General features: G+C 39.9%; 16 protein-coding genes. 4 read left to right on the top strand and 12 right to left on the bottom strand.

Going from position 1 to position 18,228, the window contains the following annotated elements; all coding sequences use genetic code 11:
• Positions 1-9 precede the first annotated feature (9 nt).
• The 12 genes from cheD to ABH008_RS20160 all read right to left on the bottom strand — a co-directional run bounded on the left by cheD (position 10) and on the right by ABH008_RS20160 (position 12,508).
• Entirely contained in the window at positions 10-648 is a 639-nt protein-coding gene (cheD, locus tag ABH008_RS20105; RefSeq protein ID WP_347987393.1) for a chemoreceptor glutamine deamidase CheD, read from the bottom strand.
• Positions 645-1,466: a protein-glutamate O-methyltransferase CheR gene (locus ABH008_RS20110; protein WP_347987394.1), complete on the bottom strand. Its 822-nt coding sequence runs from the start codon at positions 1,464-1,466 to the stop codon at positions 645-647. The genes cheD and ABH008_RS20110 overlap by 4 nt, the downstream gene beginning before the upstream one ends.
• A gap of 33 nt (positions 1,467-1,499) precedes the next feature.
• A complete protein-coding gene (locus ABH008_RS20115) occupies positions 1,500-2,024 on the bottom strand; it encodes an STAS domain-containing protein (protein ID WP_347987395.1) in 525 nt (174 codons plus the stop codon).
• The gene (locus tag ABH008_RS20120) at positions 2,024-2,785 is read right to left on the bottom strand and encodes a ParA family protein (RefSeq protein WP_347987396.1); all 762 of its coding nucleotides are present in this window, start codon (positions 2,783-2,785) and stop codon (positions 2,024-2,026) included. The genes ABH008_RS20115 and ABH008_RS20120 overlap by 1 nt, the downstream gene beginning before the upstream one ends.
• The gene (locus tag ABH008_RS20125; RefSeq protein ID WP_347987397.1) at positions 2,782-3,273 is read right to left on the bottom strand and encodes a chemotaxis protein CheW; all 492 of its coding nucleotides are present in this window, start codon (positions 3,271-3,273) and stop codon (positions 2,782-2,784) included. Before ABH008_RS20125 ends, ABH008_RS20120 begins: the two co-directional genes overlap by 4 nt.
• 42 nt (positions 3,274-3,315) lie before the next feature.
• Complete coding sequence (locus ABH008_RS20130) at positions 3,316-5,091, bottom strand: methyl-accepting chemotaxis protein (RefSeq protein ID WP_347987398.1); 1,776 nt, start codon at positions 5,089-5,091, stop codon at positions 3,316-3,318.
• Positions 5,092-5,136: 45 nt separating this feature from the next.
• Complete coding sequence (locus tag ABH008_RS20135; RefSeq protein WP_347985933.1) at positions 5,137-6,567, bottom strand: IS66 family transposase; 1,431 nt, start codon at positions 6,565-6,567, stop codon at positions 5,137-5,139.
• A 247-nt stretch (positions 6,568-6,814) separates the two neighbouring features.
• A complete protein-coding gene (locus tag ABH008_RS20140; protein ID WP_347987399.1) occupies positions 6,815-8,248 on the bottom strand; it encodes a PAS domain-containing protein in 1,434 nt (477 codons plus the stop codon).
• Positions 8,249-8,284: 36 nt separating this feature from the next.
• Entirely contained in the window at positions 8,285-8,794 is a 510-nt protein-coding gene (locus ABH008_RS20145) for a chemotaxis protein CheW (RefSeq protein ID WP_347987400.1), read from the bottom strand.
• A gap of 15 nt (positions 8,795-8,809) precedes the next feature.
• A complete protein-coding gene (locus ABH008_RS20150; protein ID WP_347987401.1) occupies positions 8,810-10,876 on the bottom strand; it encodes a chemotaxis protein CheA in 2,067 nt (688 codons plus the stop codon).
• 25 nt (positions 10,877-10,901) lie between these two features.
• The gene (locus ABH008_RS20155) at positions 10,902-11,264 is read right to left on the bottom strand and encodes a response regulator (protein ID WP_347987402.1); all 363 of its coding nucleotides are present in this window, start codon (positions 11,262-11,264) and stop codon (positions 10,902-10,904) included.
• Positions 11,265-11,530: 266 nt separating this feature from the next.
• Positions 11,531-12,508 carry a malate dehydrogenase gene (locus ABH008_RS20160; protein WP_347987403.1) on the bottom strand — a complete coding sequence of 326 codons (978 nt, stop codon included), beginning with the start codon at positions 12,506-12,508 and terminating at the stop codon, positions 11,531-11,533.
• A gap of 305 nt (positions 12,509-12,813) precedes the next feature.
• On the opposite strand from ABH008_RS20160, the gene ABH008_RS20165 reads away from it, so the two are divergent.
• The 4 genes from ABH008_RS20165 to ABH008_RS20180 all read left to right on the top strand — a co-directional run bounded on the left by ABH008_RS20165 (position 12,814) and on the right by ABH008_RS20180 (position 18,181).
• Positions 12,814-13,680 carry an NADP-dependent methylenetetrahydromethanopterin/methylenetetrahydrofolate dehydrogenase gene (locus ABH008_RS20165; RefSeq protein WP_347987404.1) on the top strand — a complete coding sequence of 289 codons (867 nt, stop codon included), beginning with the start codon at positions 12,814-12,816 and terminating at the stop codon, positions 13,678-13,680.
• Between the two features lie 140 nt (positions 13,681-13,820).
• Complete coding sequence (locus ABH008_RS20170; protein ID WP_347987405.1) at positions 13,821-15,194, top strand: DUF4147 domain-containing protein; 1,374 nt, start codon at positions 13,821-13,823, stop codon at positions 15,192-15,194.
• A 26-nt stretch (positions 15,195-15,220) separates the two neighbouring features.
• Positions 15,221-16,477, top strand: coding sequence for a serine hydroxymethyltransferase (glyA, locus tag ABH008_RS20175; RefSeq protein ID WP_347987406.1), 1,257 nt, complete (start codon positions 15,221-15,223; stop codon positions 16,475-16,477).
• A 30-nt stretch (positions 16,478-16,507) separates the two neighbouring features.
• A complete protein-coding gene (locus ABH008_RS20180) occupies positions 16,508-18,181 on the top strand; it encodes a formate--tetrahydrofolate ligase (RefSeq protein WP_347987407.1) in 1,674 nt (557 codons plus the stop codon).
• Positions 18,182-18,228 lie beyond the last annotated feature (47 nt).

Consider the following 18,228-nt stretch of genomic DNA (forward strand, 5'->3'; position numbering starts at 1 on the left):
AAATATTACCTAAAACAGCTCTATACTACCTTCAACAGGCATATTTATGAGACTTGATCCATATTGTTTTTCGCGCAACATAATGGTGTCGTTGTGTAGGTCCTTAATTTTTTTCATTCTTACTTTTCCTGTCAGTGGAAAAAAATTAACTTTTCTTGGATAGATATCACCTAAATCCTTTGATATTAACCGTAATGCCTCTGTATCAACATAATCGAGTACAAATTGAATATTGGCAGCACCTACATCACTTAATGTCGGGATTATTTTTCCACCACCAAACAATTTAACTTCAAGATTCTTACGTTTTCCACCGTTGCTAAGAATAATATTAATTAAATGTTCCATTGCAAAATTTCCATAACGAGTGGCAGTGCCAACGACACTTTCATCGCGGCTATTCAATCTATTTTTTATTGTCTGCGGTAACATAAAATGATTCATGCCACCGATTCCTGTCTCCGCATCACGAATACATGCAGACACACAAGACCCTAATACCGTGGTAATCATCTCATCCTGAAAAGTGACGTAATAATCACCAGGCAACAATTTGGCAGTAATTATCTGATTTTCATCGTCCCAATACCGATTGATATTTTCAAATCCTCTTATTGAAGCAGGATAAACAATCTGTTTTTCTTTCATTTAGATATTTTTTTGTAGATAGTGTTTCCAACCAAACTAAATCCGGTATCCATTTGATGTAAAGATTCGGAATGACCAATAAACAAGTACGCCCCTTCCATTAACAAATTTGCATACCGATTAGCCAACATAGCTTTAGTTTCTTTATCAAAATAAATCAAAACGTTACGACAGAAAATAAAATCAAAATAACCTTTCATCGGCCATTGTTGCATTAAGTTTAATTGTTTAAAATGCACCAACTGCCTTAATTCGTGCTTAACTCTTACTTTTTCTTCTTGATTTCCTATACCTTTCTGAAACCAACGCTGCAAACGCTCATCACTGACACCTGTTAGTTTCCCACGACTGTAAATTCCGGCAACTGCGGTTTGCAAAACATGAGTATCCAGATCTGTCGCCAATATTTTTATTTGCCAATCAGCAGGCAGATTTTCTTTCAGTACCATGGCAATTGAGTAGGGTTCTTCGCCAGTTGAACAACCTGCAGACCACACTTTAATTTGCTTACTATCACTATTCTTTTTTATTAGCTCAGGAATAAGCGTTTTACTAACGTAATCAAAGTGATGCTTTTCTCTAAAAAAAGATGTTAAATTGGTGGTGATGGCATTTATAAACTCGACAAATTCATCAGGTTCATTTTTTAAATACTCACAGTATTGCTTAAAGCTAGAGAAGCCCAACAATCTGACTCGTTTCGATAAGCGCGAATAAAACATATCGAACTTATCGTCAGGGACTAAAATTCCAGAATGCTGATTGGAAAGTGACCTTAACATATCAAAATCGGCTAAGGTGTATTCGAAATCGCGCATTTTTATTGCCTCAATATAATGATGATTTGCCAACTAAAAAAAACCGGATACGGCTTTATCAACTTCCAACAAGGCAGAAATACCGAGCAAATCACAAGCTTCGATAAATTTATCTGAAGGAAAATCTATCACCACCTGTTTTTGCATTTTAATCGCAGTTTGTTTCAAAATAAGTAACAATTGTAAGGTTGCCGTATCTACAACAGTGACTGCAGAAGCGTCAATATCAATCTTATTACTGCCGTCCAACGCTAAACAGAATCGTTCATGCAACTCAGCGACATTTCGAATATTCATTATCGAATCAAGGGCAATTGACGTCACTACAGGCGTAGTTTCGGTGGCGGATAGTTTTGTTGTCGGTTCAAACGCACTGCTTTCCTCTACAGGAAATGAGTCAAGTAATTCGGTATCGATTTTCTCATCGAGATCTGTTGAGTCGAAAATGGAAGCCGAATTTACTATCGTTTCAGATGTATTTTTTAACTCTTCAACTGGCTCATTTAACCAAACTAATGGATCGTAACCTATTAAACTCGTTTCTTGATTTTCAGCCATTACATTACCCTTCCCTCTAAAAAATCTTTAGCTAGTAATACAAAATCTTTTGCAGAACGACAACCGGGGCGATATTCAAAAATTGTTTTTCCAAAACTCGGACATTCCGCCAAAAATGCTGTTTCTCTGATGGGTGTTGCTAACACTTTACCAGCAAAGTACTTTTGCATAGTGATCAACACATCTTTGGATAGTCTCCGTGAAGGAATATATCTAGAAACAACCAAGGAAAGTTTATATTTCTTTTTTATAACCGTTTCGAACTTTCTGATGGTACCCATCAAATGCGAAAGTCCTTGTAAAGCCAAATAATCGCTGGTCATTGGTACTAATAACTCGTTCGCAGCGAACAAGGCATTAGCCACTAATACACCAGAAGAAGGTGGGCAATCGATAAACACAAAATCATAATCGCTAACATTGTTTACTAACGCCTTTCTTAACAAATCTCCGCGCTGAGCACCGCCGACATTAAGTTGTTCTATTTCCTGTAAACGCGGACCTGCCACAATTAAATCCAGATACTCCCGAGTATGTATGAGTTGACTTTGTATACTGGAATGATTAAGCATAACCTCGTCAATACCTGTGATTTGTGAGGCTACAACGCCGAGAGATACAGCCAAATGACTCTGAGGATCTAGGTCAATTACACATACTTTTTTCCCCATTCTCGCCAGAGCATGAGTTAAATTGACAGTGGTTGTGGTTTTACCAACCCCTCCCTTCTGATTGAGAACCGCAATAATACGAGCAGTCATTTCAATGTTGAAATATCAATAAATTCTTCTGGATTTAAAAGCTTATCCACATCCAAAAGCATTACCATACCGCTCTCTCTAACATACATACCACGAATATAACAAGTATTTATTTTAGAACCCAGATTGGGTGCTTCCTTAATATCGGCTAGATTAATATCAAAAACATCAGATACTGCATCAGCAACCATGCCTATTATCAAATTAACAGTCTGAGGGGTTTTAATAGACAAAACGATTACTACTGTGGTTGGGGTATATTCCAAACCTGCAATATTAAAACGTTCACGTAGGTCGATAATAGGAACTATGCATCCTCTTAAGTTGAGTGCTCCTTTTACAAAATCAGGCGTATTCGGCAGTTTTCTAACAGGTTCCCATCCGCGAATCTCCTGAACCTTAAGAATTTCAATGCCATAAGCATCTCCAGCTAACTCAAAAGTCAGAAATTGTTCGATTTGTTTTTCAGGCAAACTCTGTAGTGTCATGAATTCATATCCTAAAGAAACTAGGGAAAAATAGACTTTTCATCAAAAATCTTGCCATTCATCTTCTGAGGAGATGCTTTGCTGATACCCCGATTTCTTATACGATTCTACAGCCACTTTTTTAGTGCTTTCGGTGTTTGCCTGTTTAACTTTATCCGCCTTTATCTCATTTAAACCAGGACGATGATCGGCCATATTGATTGTTTTATTAGTTTTAAAGAATGCCAATATATCCACCATATTAGTGGATAAATCACTCATTGATACGCTAGCTGCGGATGCCTGCTCAGCTAAGGCAGCATTTTGTTGTGTAATCTCATCCATTTGCGATACGGCCTGATTGACCTGTCCTATACCCGCTGATTGCTCTACACTGGCTGCAGCAATTTCAGCCACAATATCGCCGACTTTCTTTACCCCAGCGACAATTTCACTCAGAGCTTTACCTGTTTCGTTAACAAACTCGGTACCCGCACGCACTTTTTGTACACTATTTTGAATCAGTTCTTTACTTTCTTTAGCGGCGGTAGCACTACGCTGCGCTAAATTTCTCACTTCGGTAGCTACAACGGAAAAGCCACGTCCTTGTTCACCCGCTCGAGCGGCTTCCACTGAAGCATTTAAAGCTAATAAATTGGTTTGGAAAGCAATTTCATCAATTACACCAATAATATCGGCAATTTTATTGCTACTTTCGTTAATTTCTTGCATAGCTAAAACAGCCGCTTTTACCACCTTACCACCATTTTCAGCCAATTCTTTGGCATTATTGGCTACCAGATTGGCTTGTTGCGCATTACTCGCGTTATTTTTTACTGTGCCGGTTAACTCTTCCATACTGGCTGCAGTTTGCTCAAGATTGGCCGCTTGCTGTTCGGCTCTTTGTGATAAGTTATTATTACCACTCGCAATTTCTTGCGAAGAGTTATTAATAAAATTGGCAGACTCGCTGACTTGGCCAAAAATATCGCTCAGTTTATCAAGAGTTGCATTAATATCATTTTTACAATTTAGATAATCTCCCTGATAATCGCTCTCAATTCGCTGAGTTAAATCACCTTCTGCCATTGATTGCATCGTGTTGCCTATATCACTAAACACGCGTTCAATAATATCGCTCAAAGCATTAATGCCTTCACTGAGTTTTTGAAAAAAGCCATTTTTATCATCGAGAGATATGCGATTTGATAATTCTCCAGCTTTTACAGCTTCGACGATAGCTTCGATTTCTTGTTCAATTTTAACTTCGTGAGTTCTATCCAACCATTCCACTACAATACCGATCCGCTCTCCGTCAGTATTGATGACAGGATTGGCAACAATATTCATATACCGCCCACCAATAAACAGCTGCGATGAGAAGGTACTGGTTAAATTGCCAAGTAATCCACGTTGATGTGCCGGATTTTTATGAAATTGATCAATATTGGCACCTAACAGCTTATTTGCATCAAAATTGGGTAATTGCTTACGAATATCTGACTGAGCATTTTGAAACATGGCCAATACCGTATTATTCATATAAATAATTTCTTGATTTGGATTAGCCACCATTACACAGGATTGCACATTATCTAAAGCCTGTTTAATCAGTAAGTTTTTTTGCGCCTGGTCTCTGGCCTCACTTAATTCAGAATATAACTTGATTTGCATATTCTGCAACCCCCTCAACATCTCGCCAAACTCATCAGCTTCATCCAGATTAATGCGGTTTTTATAATGATCATTGGCTAAGCGACTGAACACACTATTCACAACATTAATACTTTTGGCAATATGTCTGATAACAAAAAAAGCAATAGTTAATGCAAAAAACAACGTAACTATTCAGCGTAATTTATCACGCTCAGCGAATTTTGGTCGTCACCGTATAAAATCCGGCAATTTGCCATTAAAGAGCAGTGTCAACGCTTCGCTGGCTGATATGTTGTTTTTCCGGCATGTTGATAAATAACTTCGAACACGGCAAAAAATATCAGCACCTTCCTGACTACGAAAACAGCCTGAAATCTTTTGGTGAACCTTGGTCATTCTGATGTCGTTCTCTCCTTGGTTATTGGTAAAGGGTACCTTGGCATCAGTCATAAACCTTAAGGTTTGCTGCTCAAAGTTGATTAACCGCTCCAATAAGTTTCGCGATTTACTGCGTTTAAGTCGTCCCCGTTGTCCTTCCTTTCTCTCTGGGAGCGGGGGAGGACATTCCTGCTCAGCCTCTTTAAGAATTGCCCGATATTGATCGGTATAGCCTGCCGCTATAGAATCGGATAAAACACCGCCCTGGGCCTTAACAGCCTCATTGATAGAAACAAGCAACTCTCGCATATCCTTAGCCCATGCTTGGTTCTCTTGTTCTTCGGCATAGGTCAGCTCGCGCAAATGGTGAGCGTTACATAAGGCATGCAGGCAGTTCAACTGGAAATAGGGCTTCCAGTGATCGTGGCAGAGAATACCTGTAAAACGGGTTAAAACATTCATAGCGGTTATTGCTTCCATGCCGCGTTTGGCGTGGGCGTAAAAGAGCGTCCATTGCTGGTTCGAAATACAGTGCAGCCAATGATTTTTCCCATTGATGTTGATCCCGGTCTCATCGGAATGCAATAGGGACGAGGCGAGTATTTTCGTGATGAGTTTCAATTCAAATTGTTCGAGCAAATGATAAGCTTGCTGGTTAAATTCAAAGATTGAGCCGACACTGATCGGTAGTTGGAATTGATCCTGAAATTGCTCTTGAACACGTTGGTAGGGAATGAGTTGATATTGAGACAAATACACGGCCTGTGCTTTGACGCCATTCCCGTATTGCACCGCTTTAGTGACTTCAACCGGAAAAGAGGCTGTAAAACGTTTGCCAAATTGATCTTCCAGAACTTGAGCGCGGTATTCGGTCACAAGGCGCTGAATCTCAATATCAAATACTTGGCGGATCTCAAAACCAACTTCCTGATAGTTCCCTGGTGGTAAAGTCGCCCGATCTAATTCCAGAATTTCAATTTCATCGGGATCGTCCACTTTTTTTAAAGTTGTACCTATCCGACCGAACTGCCCACCGCGCTTTCTATTTTTGCCTTTGTTCTCGTCATCGCCACTGACTTTGTCTTGATCTTTAAAACGATCCGTAGAAGGCGGTTTGCTGCTATTTCGGCTAGTCAGGCTTAAACGATTAGCCATTATTTGAATCAGCATGATCATGACTTCTAAGGTCGCACGCAAAGCTGATGACATATGCTCTTCATCAGCGATCAGTTGCTGAACTTTTTTGATGGTGTCTTCAATGTTGATATTATCGACAGTCAAACTAATATACCGCTAAACCGTTACTGTTAGCGGTATTATAAGGCCAGTTTTAAAAGTCGATTTTTGCCTTCGAGGTTGCGATGTAGGCCACGAACGACCAAGAGTCACTACCCTTCTATTTAATGTTGCAATTGAGGAATTGTAGTTGCCGAATGCGTAGCTAAATACGTCATTCCACTACAAGCTGGCAGTTCACTGAATTTTTTATTTTTCGACCAAAAACCTTGTCAAGCTTTTTTTTAATTATTTACGCTGAATAGTTACAAAACAACAAAGTAAAGACAATGGCAAGTAGTTCCCATTTTTCTTGTTCAACTTTATGAATCCGATTTTCTAATAATTGCTTTAAACTATTTTCTCCAACAATATATAAGTTTTCAACACTCTGGATGGCTTTAGTGCCAGCATTAAAATACTGCTCGCTGGAACTAGCGGTGCTCTCGCCTTCAATTAAATTTGAGCGGATATCTTTTAAATATTGTTGAACCACTGATTCAAAACTTGCCCGTTTGACACTAACAGCTGCAGCTACGGTATCATTATAGTGTGTCGCCTTTGCAGCAGATTCTGTTGCTTTGTCAAATAATGTCTGCGCCAACTGATATTTAACCATTAAATCTATTTTCTGTTTCTCCGTAAGCAATTGGCTATTGTAATTTAGGGCCAAATAACTTCTTAAAAATACGAGCCTCTCCACCAACTCTGGGAGTTTGATAGAGTTCATGTCCATCAACCAGTAACTATCCAAATCTGGATCAAGTATCAAATTGGAGTGATCGTTTAGCTCGCCAATAAACGTATATAAGGATTCAATAAATTTGCTTTGTTTTTGGTAAATATCTTCAGCAGTTAACAGCGTTGTATTTTCTGTAGACAGAGTTACCCAATTTTGTTTAATTGCGCGCCAGGCTTGGCTGGTTTTTAGAATCTCACCATATTTAGTATCCAAACTATCCAATACAGTAATATCTGCATCAATAATGTGCCGAATTTGCTCAACTGCTGAAGTATCTATTTTTATATTTTGGTTTGAAATACCACTATAGTCACCAATATGTAGCAATAACCCAGTAAATGCAATGTGATATTCGGTACCCAAAACTTCTTGTTGCGCAAACTCAATAATCATATTTTTTTCTTTGACAACCCAAAGAATTGCAAGCAAAGCAGGCACCAAAAAAAATAAACTAGAAATAATTAACTTATTCTTTACTGATAATCTTTTAATGAAATTGATTTTTTCAAAAAAGCCACTGGGCCTGATAGTGGCTTTATGGTTACGTAATTGATCATAGAATTGTTCTGAACATCGAATTTCATCACGACTTGGGCTGTATCTTACAGATAAGAATCCCTCAATATTATTATTTTTGTATATGGGTGTAACATTGGCTTCAACCCAATAATAATCCCCCGCTTTAGTCCTGTTCTTGACAAGTTGTCGCCAGGGCTTACCCTGATTAATCGTTGCCCACAGGTCTGCAAATGCTTCAACAGGCATATCAGGATGACGTACAATATTATGATCAGAGCCAATTAACTCTTCGGCTGTAAAACCACTTATTTCAATAAAGTCATCATTTGCAAATGTGATTTTCCCTTTGAGATCAGTTTTGGTAACCAGGATGGTATTATCCTTCATCAAAACTTCGCGGTCAGTTACAGGGGTATTATGTTTCATTACAAATTCTCCATAAAAACTTGAAAGGAGACAGGCCTAAGAATAATTGTCATGTTCATCAGTCACACCCTCCAGTTTTAATAATTTATCGACATCCAAAAGTATCAACATCCGCTCATTTACCGAAACCAACCCATTGATAAATTCAGTACTTACTTTAGTACCAAAAGTGGGTGATATTTGGATATTTTTTTTATCAACATTTATCACATCTGAAACCGTATCGACTACGATACCCATGATGCGAGTTTTCGCTTCAAAATGTGCTTGTAAGACGACAACTACAGTTAAAGGAGTATAGACAATATTGTCCAAATTGAATCTTTCACGAAGATCAATAATAGGTACAATAGAACCTCTTAGATTGACAACTCCTTTTTCATAGGCCGGTACGTTTGGTATACGTGACACGGGCTCCCAACTACGAATTTCCTGAACGCGTAAAATATCAACACCATACTCTTCATTACCCAAGGTAAAACTTAGGAACTGTAAACTATTCGTATCCGAAAATTCACTGCCTATGAGATTATTCAGTTCGGTCATCGTATTTTCCTGCATTTATTGATTGGACAAACGTACCAAACCGGGAATGTCGAGGATTAGAGCGACTGAACCATCTCCCAATATCGTTGCGGCAGAAACGCCTTCAACACGGCGATAATTGGCTTCTAGCGATTTTATGACAACTTGTTGCTGCCCTAACAAGTCATCTACAAACAATCCGTAACGCTCACCTTGCCCTTCAACCACCACTAATAAACCTTCCGTTAGCTTAGTGGCTTTAACATTCGGTACGTTAAAAATCTCGTGTAATCTGATAATCGGCAAATATATTCCGCGTAACAGAAAAGTTTCACCTTTACCGCCTACTCGATTTATCCGATCTTCTTTGATATTCAGCGACTCGACAATTGAACCCAAAGGTAATATGTAAATCTCATCTCCCACGGCAATGGATTGCCCATCCAAAATCGCAAGGGTTAATGGCAGATGAATTGCAATGGTTGATCCCTTGCCTAATTCAGAAATAATTTCAATATTTCCACCTAATGCCTGTATATTGCGACGCACAACATCCATACCAACACCGCGCCCAGATATATCAGTCAGTTTTTCAGCGGTTGAAAAACCAGGCATAAAAATCAATTCATAGGTTTGCTTATCCGTTAAAACAGCATCAGTAGCAATTAGCCCTTTTTCAATCGCTTTGGCACGCAACATGCCTTTATCGAGGCCTTTACCATCATCTCGCACTTCGATAACAATATTGCCACCACGATGATAGGCTTCAAGAATAACTGTTCCTGTTTCGGATTTGCCTGCAGCCAGCCTGACTTCTGGCATTTCGATACCATGATCAAGGCTATTCCTGACCAGATGCACTAAAGGATCGCTTAACAATTCAACAACAGTTTTATCAACTTCAGTATTTTCTCCAATCAATTTGAGATCAATTTTTTTACCCAGTTTGCTACTGATATCCCTTGCCATTCGTGGAAATCGACTAAATACAAAGCTAATTGGCAACATACGGATATTCATTACGCTTTCCTGTAGCTCCCGGGTATGTCGCTCTAACTGGGAAAGTCCGTTTTTTAATTGATCAAGCTTAGTGACTTCAAAATGCTCGCCAACCAGACTAAGCATAGACTGCGTTATGACTAGTTCACCCACCATATTAATAAGAGTATCGATTTTACCGGTATCGACACGAATGGAATTGGAAACTTTTGCAACAGAAGATTTACTTTCGTCTTTATCTTCTTTATGGATAACCTCTGCATGTTGAATAATCTCAGTTTTGTTGCTTAACTCGGCAACAGAAGCAATAACATTTAGAGAAACATCGCTGATATTGACATCAGGCAAATGAGTAGCCATTTGCGAATAAATTGCCTGCTTTGCTAAATCACATTCATCTTCAACCCAATCGAAAACTTCATCAATTGCATGAGCGGATATGGCACCATTTACAATCAATTTCCACGATAAATGGCAATCTTCTGCATCCAGATCATAAAGATCAGGCACACCTTGTAAATCGACATTAACGGTAAAATCACCCAACTCTGCCAGTTCTCTGAACATCCGCACTGGATCGTTTCCTGTCCTTAATAAATTAACATGCGGACTGAAAGAGATTACCCAGCCTTCAACTTGAGAATCGGCAGCTACTGGTGTTGCGACATTAATAAGGGGGGGTATGAATTGATCAGATTGCGAAGAATTAACATCAGTATTATTTAACGCATTTTCCAGTGCTGCTTTATGTTCGGCTACACTAACCAGATTAATTTCATCCTCATTTTGTATCGCACGTAACATTTCTCTAAGGCAATCAACTGAGCCCAAGAGTACATCTATGGCAGGTTTAGTCACTTTTCTGCGACCATCTCGCATTTCATCGAGCATGGTTTCCATCACATGGGTGAAATCAGAAACCGCGCTAAAGCCAAAAGTACCACTACCGCCTTTAATAGAATGTGCAGCCCTGAAAATTGTATTGATTTCATCAACATCTACATCACCCATATCAAGATTAAGTAATCCCGATTCCATGGTATCCAAGCCTTCGAAACTTTCTTCGAAAAATACTTGATGGAACTGTACCATATCGATAGACATAGATTTATCCGCTGTTAATTTGAGTTTATTCCATTACTTTTTTTATAGTTTTTAGTAGCTGATCTGGGTTAAACGGTTTAACAATCCACCCAGTAGCACCTGCATCTTTTCCTTGCTGCTTTTTGTCCATACCTGATTCGGTAGTCAACATCAACATGGGAGTAAATTTATAATTTGGTAAAGCTCTGAGATCTTTTATCAAACTTATGCCATCTTTATTAGGCATATTCACATCAGTCACTACGCAATCAAAAGTCTGAGCTTTAGCTTTATTCAACGCATCTAAACCATCAACGGCTTCGACTACATTGTACCCCGCACCTTTAAGTGTAAAAGATACCATTTGCCGCATAGAGGCTGAATCATCGACTGCAAGAATAGTTGCCACATTTGTCTCCTAAAACATTTTCTGATTTACACAATCTAACATCAATATGAATAATGAACTGACATTAATATCCATCGAGTGATGTTGTTCACGTTATTTTTTATTGTCACTGCAACTAGCGTTTCAATTGGTCAGAATACCCAATATTACGCATAACAACTCTACAGACAATATAAAATAAAACTTCCTCACCACACGTTTATAAGCATATTCAATTGTTATAAGCCATTAATTAATATTAATAATGTAAAATCCTGAAAATATAACTAGAGCAAATGTTTAATGGCATCTCGTTCTTCTTTTAATTCTTGCTCGTTAAGTTTTAATCTATGTAAACTAAATTCATTTAAATCTAGTCCCTTAACAATATTCACACGACCTTCTTTTACGGTAACCGGAAAAGAATAAACTAAGCCTTCTGCAATACCATAACTACCATCTGAGGCAACCGCCATACTTACCCAATCGCCAGGGTCTGTTCCCTCAATAATCTTACGCATATGCACAATCGCAGCATTCGCTGCCGACGCTGCACTCGATTGACCGCGAGCTTTGATAACTTCCGTACCTCTATATTGCACAGTTGGAATAAATTCATTCAGAAACCAACTATTATCCACCAAACTTAAAGCATCAATACCATTTACCTTGGCATGATGTAAATCCGGATATTGGGTACAGGAGTGATTACCCCAGACCGTAACATTTTTTATACAGGTAGTCGCTAATCCACACTTTAAAGCCAGTTGACTAATTGCACGGGTATGATCAAGCATAGTCATTGCTGCAAAACAATCAGGTTCTAAATCGGGTGCATTCTTAATAGCAATTAATGCGTTGGTGTTTGCTGGATTACCTGTTATCAATACCTTTACTTTACGATTTGCAACTTCATTCAAAATCCGTCCTTGTACTGCAAAAATTTCCGCATTCTGCTGTAATAAATCACTTCTTAACATACCCTGTTTACGTGGCTTAGCGCCCACTAAAAAAGCATAATCTACCCCCGAAAATGCTTCTCTCGGATTATCGGTTACTACAATTTTGTGTAACAACGGATAAGCACAATCGTATAGTTCCATTAAAACACCGTCCAGCATACCTAACGCCGGGGTAATTTCTAATAATCTCAAAACTATTGGCTGATCTGGGCCTAATAATTCACCTGCAGCTAACCTGAATAATAATGAATAACTAATTTGACCAGCTGCGCCTGTTACCACAATTTCAACGGGGGTCTTCATTTGATTCCCTTATTTCTATTAATTTAAATAAAAACTTACTTTAGCAATATGACACAAAGCTTTACCCCAAACAATCAATAATTGCGATTTTTCTGTTTTTCGCTTAAATGGTTGATGCGACTTTTTTCCTACCCTATAAAATTGATAACATTGAATAGCGCGTATGCTTTGCAACAAGCCTAGTTGAAACTTCACTAATTACAATGCTGCTTTGCAGAGGTGATAAATTTATTATCCTGTATAATAAACTCTGCAAAAAATACAACTACCAACTATCACTACCCCATAAAATATAAAAAACGTTAATGAAAAAGCTGTTATTTCAATTTGACACCGATACCCATCCTTCGACCTTTGATACCGTTGTTGCTTATGACGGTGGAGCCGACCATGTAATCGGGCTGGGCAATATTACCCCTGACAATGTAGCTGCATTAATAGACGGTACCATTTTTACGCGTGCCCCCAAAGATAAGAAAAATACTGCTATTTTCATCGGTGGAAGTAATATGCTTGCAGGACAGCAACTCCTAAACACGGTGCTTAACCACTTCTTTCCTGGGTTTCAAGTCTCAGTGATGCTGGATAGCAATGGCAGCAATACCACTGCGGCAGCTGTAGTTGCGAAATTAGTGAGCAAAGGCAATATCGCCAAGAAAAAAGCAGTTGTATTGGCAGGCACAGGCCCAGTAGGACAACGAGCAGCAGCCATGCTAGCATTGGAAGGCGCTGAGGTTAGCATTACATCCAGACTGCTTGCTAATGCCGAAAGAGTTTGTTACGCGATGAAAGAACGCTTTAATGTTGACTTAACCCCTGTTCAAGCTTCTGATTATGATAGTCGTGCCATTGCCATAGAAAATGCAAATATTGTACTTTGTACTGGAGCTACTGGTGTTGAACTATTGAGACAAGAGCATTGGCTTAACAATCCGCACATTGAATTAATGGCAGATGCGAATGCCACACCACCGCTCGGTATAGGTGGTAGCAGCGTAATGGACAAAGGTCAATGTTACAACGATAAAGTGATCTGGGGAGCAATAGGCTTCGGCACTTTGAAACTGGCTTTGCATAGAGCCTGTATAGCTAAACTTTTTACAGATAATAAACAGGTACTTGATGCGGAAATCATCTTTGAACTAGCAAAGCAAATGAACAAAAACAACTAACCCCCCTTTTGACCCGTTTTTATTCAACTTCAATAGAAAATAATCTGCCAATAACCATCCAGCATTTTTTGCAAAAACACATGAATCTGCAACACTTTGTTACACACATTTTTTGTAGTTACTCTAATTAGCACTACAAAATGCCAAATAGCACTTCTCTACCACATCAAAAAATTACTGCTATTTTTCAAGCAGGTGTTGCTGCTGCCGATCCCCAACAGGCCGTAAGAAACTGCTTACATATACAGAATAACCAACTGCAAATTGGTCTGAATACACATGGCGATGTTCAACAGCGCACTGGCTCATGGCAACGCATCCATTTAATCGCATTTGGCAAAGCAGCATGCACAATGGCACTCGCTGCACAGGAATGTATCCCTGCTCATCTCCTGGCTGGCCGAGGTATTGCTGTCACTACCTATGATAATGTTTTTACTATTGATAACTTTGATGTTTTTGGTGCAGGACACCCTTTGCCTGATACAGCGGGTTTACAGGCTGCAAACTACATTACGGAACGCTTAAAACAGGCTCAACAGAAAGAATTAGTTCTAATATTGGTATCTGGAGGCGGATCTGCATTACTGCCTTCTCCTGTTCCTGCCATTACATTAGCAGAAAAGATTGAAACCACCAATTTGTTACTAGCGTGTGGAGCCAGCATTAACGAGATAAACTGCGTACGCAAACATTTATCACAACTTAAAGGTGGAGGCATGGCGCAACTCGCTGCAGATGCCGATTTACATGCTTTAATACTGTCTGATGTTTTGGGCGACGATGTCAGCACCATAGCCAGCGGCCCCACTGTTGCCGATGACACTTACTTTAGTGACGCAATCAAGGTACTTAAATCGTATCAGGTTTGGGGAAATATTCCGTTTTCAGTACAAAATCATTTACAACTTGGCAAACTGCAACTATACCCAGAAACGCCAAAATCTGATGCCTCTTTTTTCAAAAATAAGGCTTATACACTAATTGGTAGTAACGCCATTAGCGTGGATGCTGCCTGCATTTATGCTAAAGAGCAGGGATTTTCTGTAGATTTATATAGCAATCAATTATGTGGTGAAGCACGTTCGGTCGCCAAATCTTTAGCTCTGTATGCCAAAAAATGTCAGTCTCTGGGTTTAAAACAAGCAACTGCAATTATCGCTGGCGGTGAAACTACGGTAACATTATCCAATGCTTGTGGCAAAGGAGGGCGAAATCAAGAACTGGCCTTAGCTTTTGCCTTAGCCGCTGAAGAATTAGCTTTAAGGGGCGACTGGACATTTTTAAGTGCAGGCACAGATGGACGGGATGGACCTACCGATGCGGCAGGGGCAATCGTAAACGACGAAACATTACTGCGTATGCGCCATGCAAACATTGACCCAATAGCAATACTGAACAGACATGATGCCTATACCGCTCTTAAAGCGACTAACAATTTATATATAACTGGCGCAACAGGCACCAATGTTGCCGACTTGCAGATCTTGTTACTCTACCCCATTCACGAATAATAAAACTAGCTTGAGGAAAAAAAACCATGTTTAACAAATCGATGACCATTTCGGGTTTTGACAATGAGTTATTTCAGGCCATGGAACAGGAGCGTCAACGCCAGGAAGATCATATTGAACTGATTGCATCCGAAAACTATGCCAGTCCTCGAGTATTAGAAGCTCAAGGGTCTTTATTGACCAATAAATACGCCGAGGGTTATCCCGATAAACGTTACTATGGTGGATGCGAATACGTTGATATAGTTGAACAACTAGCTATCGACCGTGCCAAAGAATTATTTGGGGCTGATTATGCGAATGTGCAACCACATTCAGGTTCCCAAGCAAACATGGCTGTTTTTATGTCATTGATACAACCTGGCGATACTATTCTCGGCCTTAGTTTAGCTGATGGAGGACATTTAACGCATGGTGCAAAACCTAATTTCTCAGGCAAAATATACAACGCCATCCAATATGGTCTGCACCCAGTTAGCGGAGAAATTGATTACGACCAAGTTGAATCTCTGGCACTTACCCATAAGCCCAAAATGATCATTGCTGGATTCTCGGCTTATTCGCGTATTTGGGACTGGCAACGTTTCCGTGACATTGCTGATAAAGTAGGCGCTTATTTGGTGGTTGATATGGCACATGTTGCAGGACTGGTTGCGGCTGGACTTTATCCTAACCCAGTTCCCATAGCGGACGTTGTGACCAGTACCACCCATAAATCACTACGCGGACCTCGTGGCGGGCTGATTTTGTGTAAAAGCAACCCTGAATTAGAAAAAAAAATTAACTCCAATATTTTTCCTGGCATTCAGGGTGGCCCTTTAATGCATGTGATTGCCGCTAAGGCTGTCGCATTTAAAGAGGCATTAACACCCGAATTTAAACTTTATCAACAACAAGTGGTTAAAAATGCCCAAGCAATGGCAGAGGTATTTATCAAACGTGGTTTTAATGTTGTGTCCGGCGGTACAGATAATCATTTAATGCTGGTATCACTAATCAGCAAAGGACTCACTGGCAAAGCAGCGGATGCAGCGCTTGGCCGAGCACATATCACTGTAAACAAAAATGCAGTACCCAATGATCCACAATCGCCTTTCGTTACCAGCGGCATCCGCGTTGGCACTCCGGCCCCCACTACGCGTGGATTTAAGGAAGATCAAATGTGTGAAATTGCCCATTTAATGTGTGATGTAATGGATAATATTGATGATGAGAACGTCATTAACACAGTACGCGAGAAAGTACATTTGTTATGTGCACGTTACCCCGTATACAAATCATAACGGTTACTTACTTGCAAATGGAAAACAATCATGTCAGACATTGAAATTGCCCAACAAGCGAAAATGCGGCCAATCATTGATTTGGCTAGCGAAAAATTTGGAATACCTTTCGAACATTTAGATCCATACGGTCATTACAAAGCCAAGCTTTCTCTAGAATATGTCAACTCACTAGCCGACAAACCGGATGGCAAATTAATCCTGGTTACTGCAATTAGCCCAACCCCCGCCGGGGAAGGTAAAACCACTACCACGGTTGGTTTGGGTGATGCCTTAAATCGCTTAGGCAAAAAAACCATTATTTGCTTGCGTGAACCTTCTTTAGGCCCTTGTTTCGGTGTAAAAGGGGGGGCAGCGGGTGGCGGATATGCTCAAGTTGTGCCTATGGAGGATATCAATTTACATTTTACAGGTGATTTTCATGCTATCGGCGTTGCACATAACTTACTATCAGCCTTAATTGATAATCACATTAATCATGGCAACACTCTGAATATCGATCCCCGCCGGATTCAATGGAAACGGGTCATTGATATGAATGACAGGGCGCTGCGCAAAATCACTATAGGTCAAGGCGGCGTCGCTAACGGCTATGTTCGCGAAGACGGATTTGACATAGTAGTAGCCTCTGAAGTAATGGCCATTTTATGTCTGGCTACCAGTCGCGCAGATTTAAAAGCACGTTTAGGCAAGATTGTTATCGGTTATAAAACAGATAAAACAACACCCGTTTATGCCAGTGATTTAAATGCCCAAGGCGCTATGGCCGCCATACTCAAAGATGCCATTAAACCCAATCTGGTGCAAACCCTAGAAAACAATATTGCGATAATTCATGGTGGGCCATTTGCAAATATCGCTCATGGCTGCAACACTGTCACTGCCACCAAAACGGCTCTTAAACTGGCTGATTATGCAGTGACCGAAGCAGGCTTCGGTGCCGACTTAGGCGCAGAAAAGTTTATCGATATAAAATGCAGGATGTCGGGATTAAAACCATCAGCAGTCGTTCTTGTTGCGACTGTACGCGCTTTAAAATTTCATGGTGGTGTGGCAAAAGAAAATCTAAATGTTGAAAATATAGAAGCATTGGCAAACGGTTTTGCGAATCTGGAACGTCATTTGAATAATATAACAGATCATTATGGCTTACCTTGCGTTATCTGCATCAACCATTTCACTTTCGACACTGAAGCAGAAATTAATTTACTTCAACAAAAATGTAAAGCCGTCGGTGCAAATAGCATCGTTGCCAAACATTGGGCGCAAGGAGGAGCGGGTGCAGAAGAACTGGCTCAAGCAATTATAAATATTGTAGATCAGCGCGAACCAAGCTTTAAATTTGTGTATCCTACAGAGTTGCCCTTGTGGGATAAGATCTCTGCCATTGCCACCAAGCTGTATGGTGCCAAAAGTATCAGTGCCAGCCCCAAAGTATTGGCGGATATTAAAGCCTTACAAATTAATTATGGTGATTTTCCTATCTGTATGGCCAAAACGCAAATGTCGTTTTCGACTAACCCAAACGCAAAAGGCGCTCCTTCTAACCACAATGTGGAAATCAGCGAGGTGCGCTTAGCTAACGGAGCGGGTTTTATAGTCGCAATTGCTGGTGATATGATGACCATGCCAGGTCTACCGAAAACGCCGGCAGCTGAGCGGATTGATATCAGTGATGATGGTGTTATCAGCGGATTATTTTAATAACACTATTATTGATTTTGAAGCAGATCAGGGTTATCAAAGGCGTA

This window comes from Methylomonas sp. AM2-LC (genome assembly GCF_039904985.1).
Classification (GTDB): Bacteria; Pseudomonadota; Gammaproteobacteria; order Methylococcales; family Methylomonadaceae; genus Methylomonas.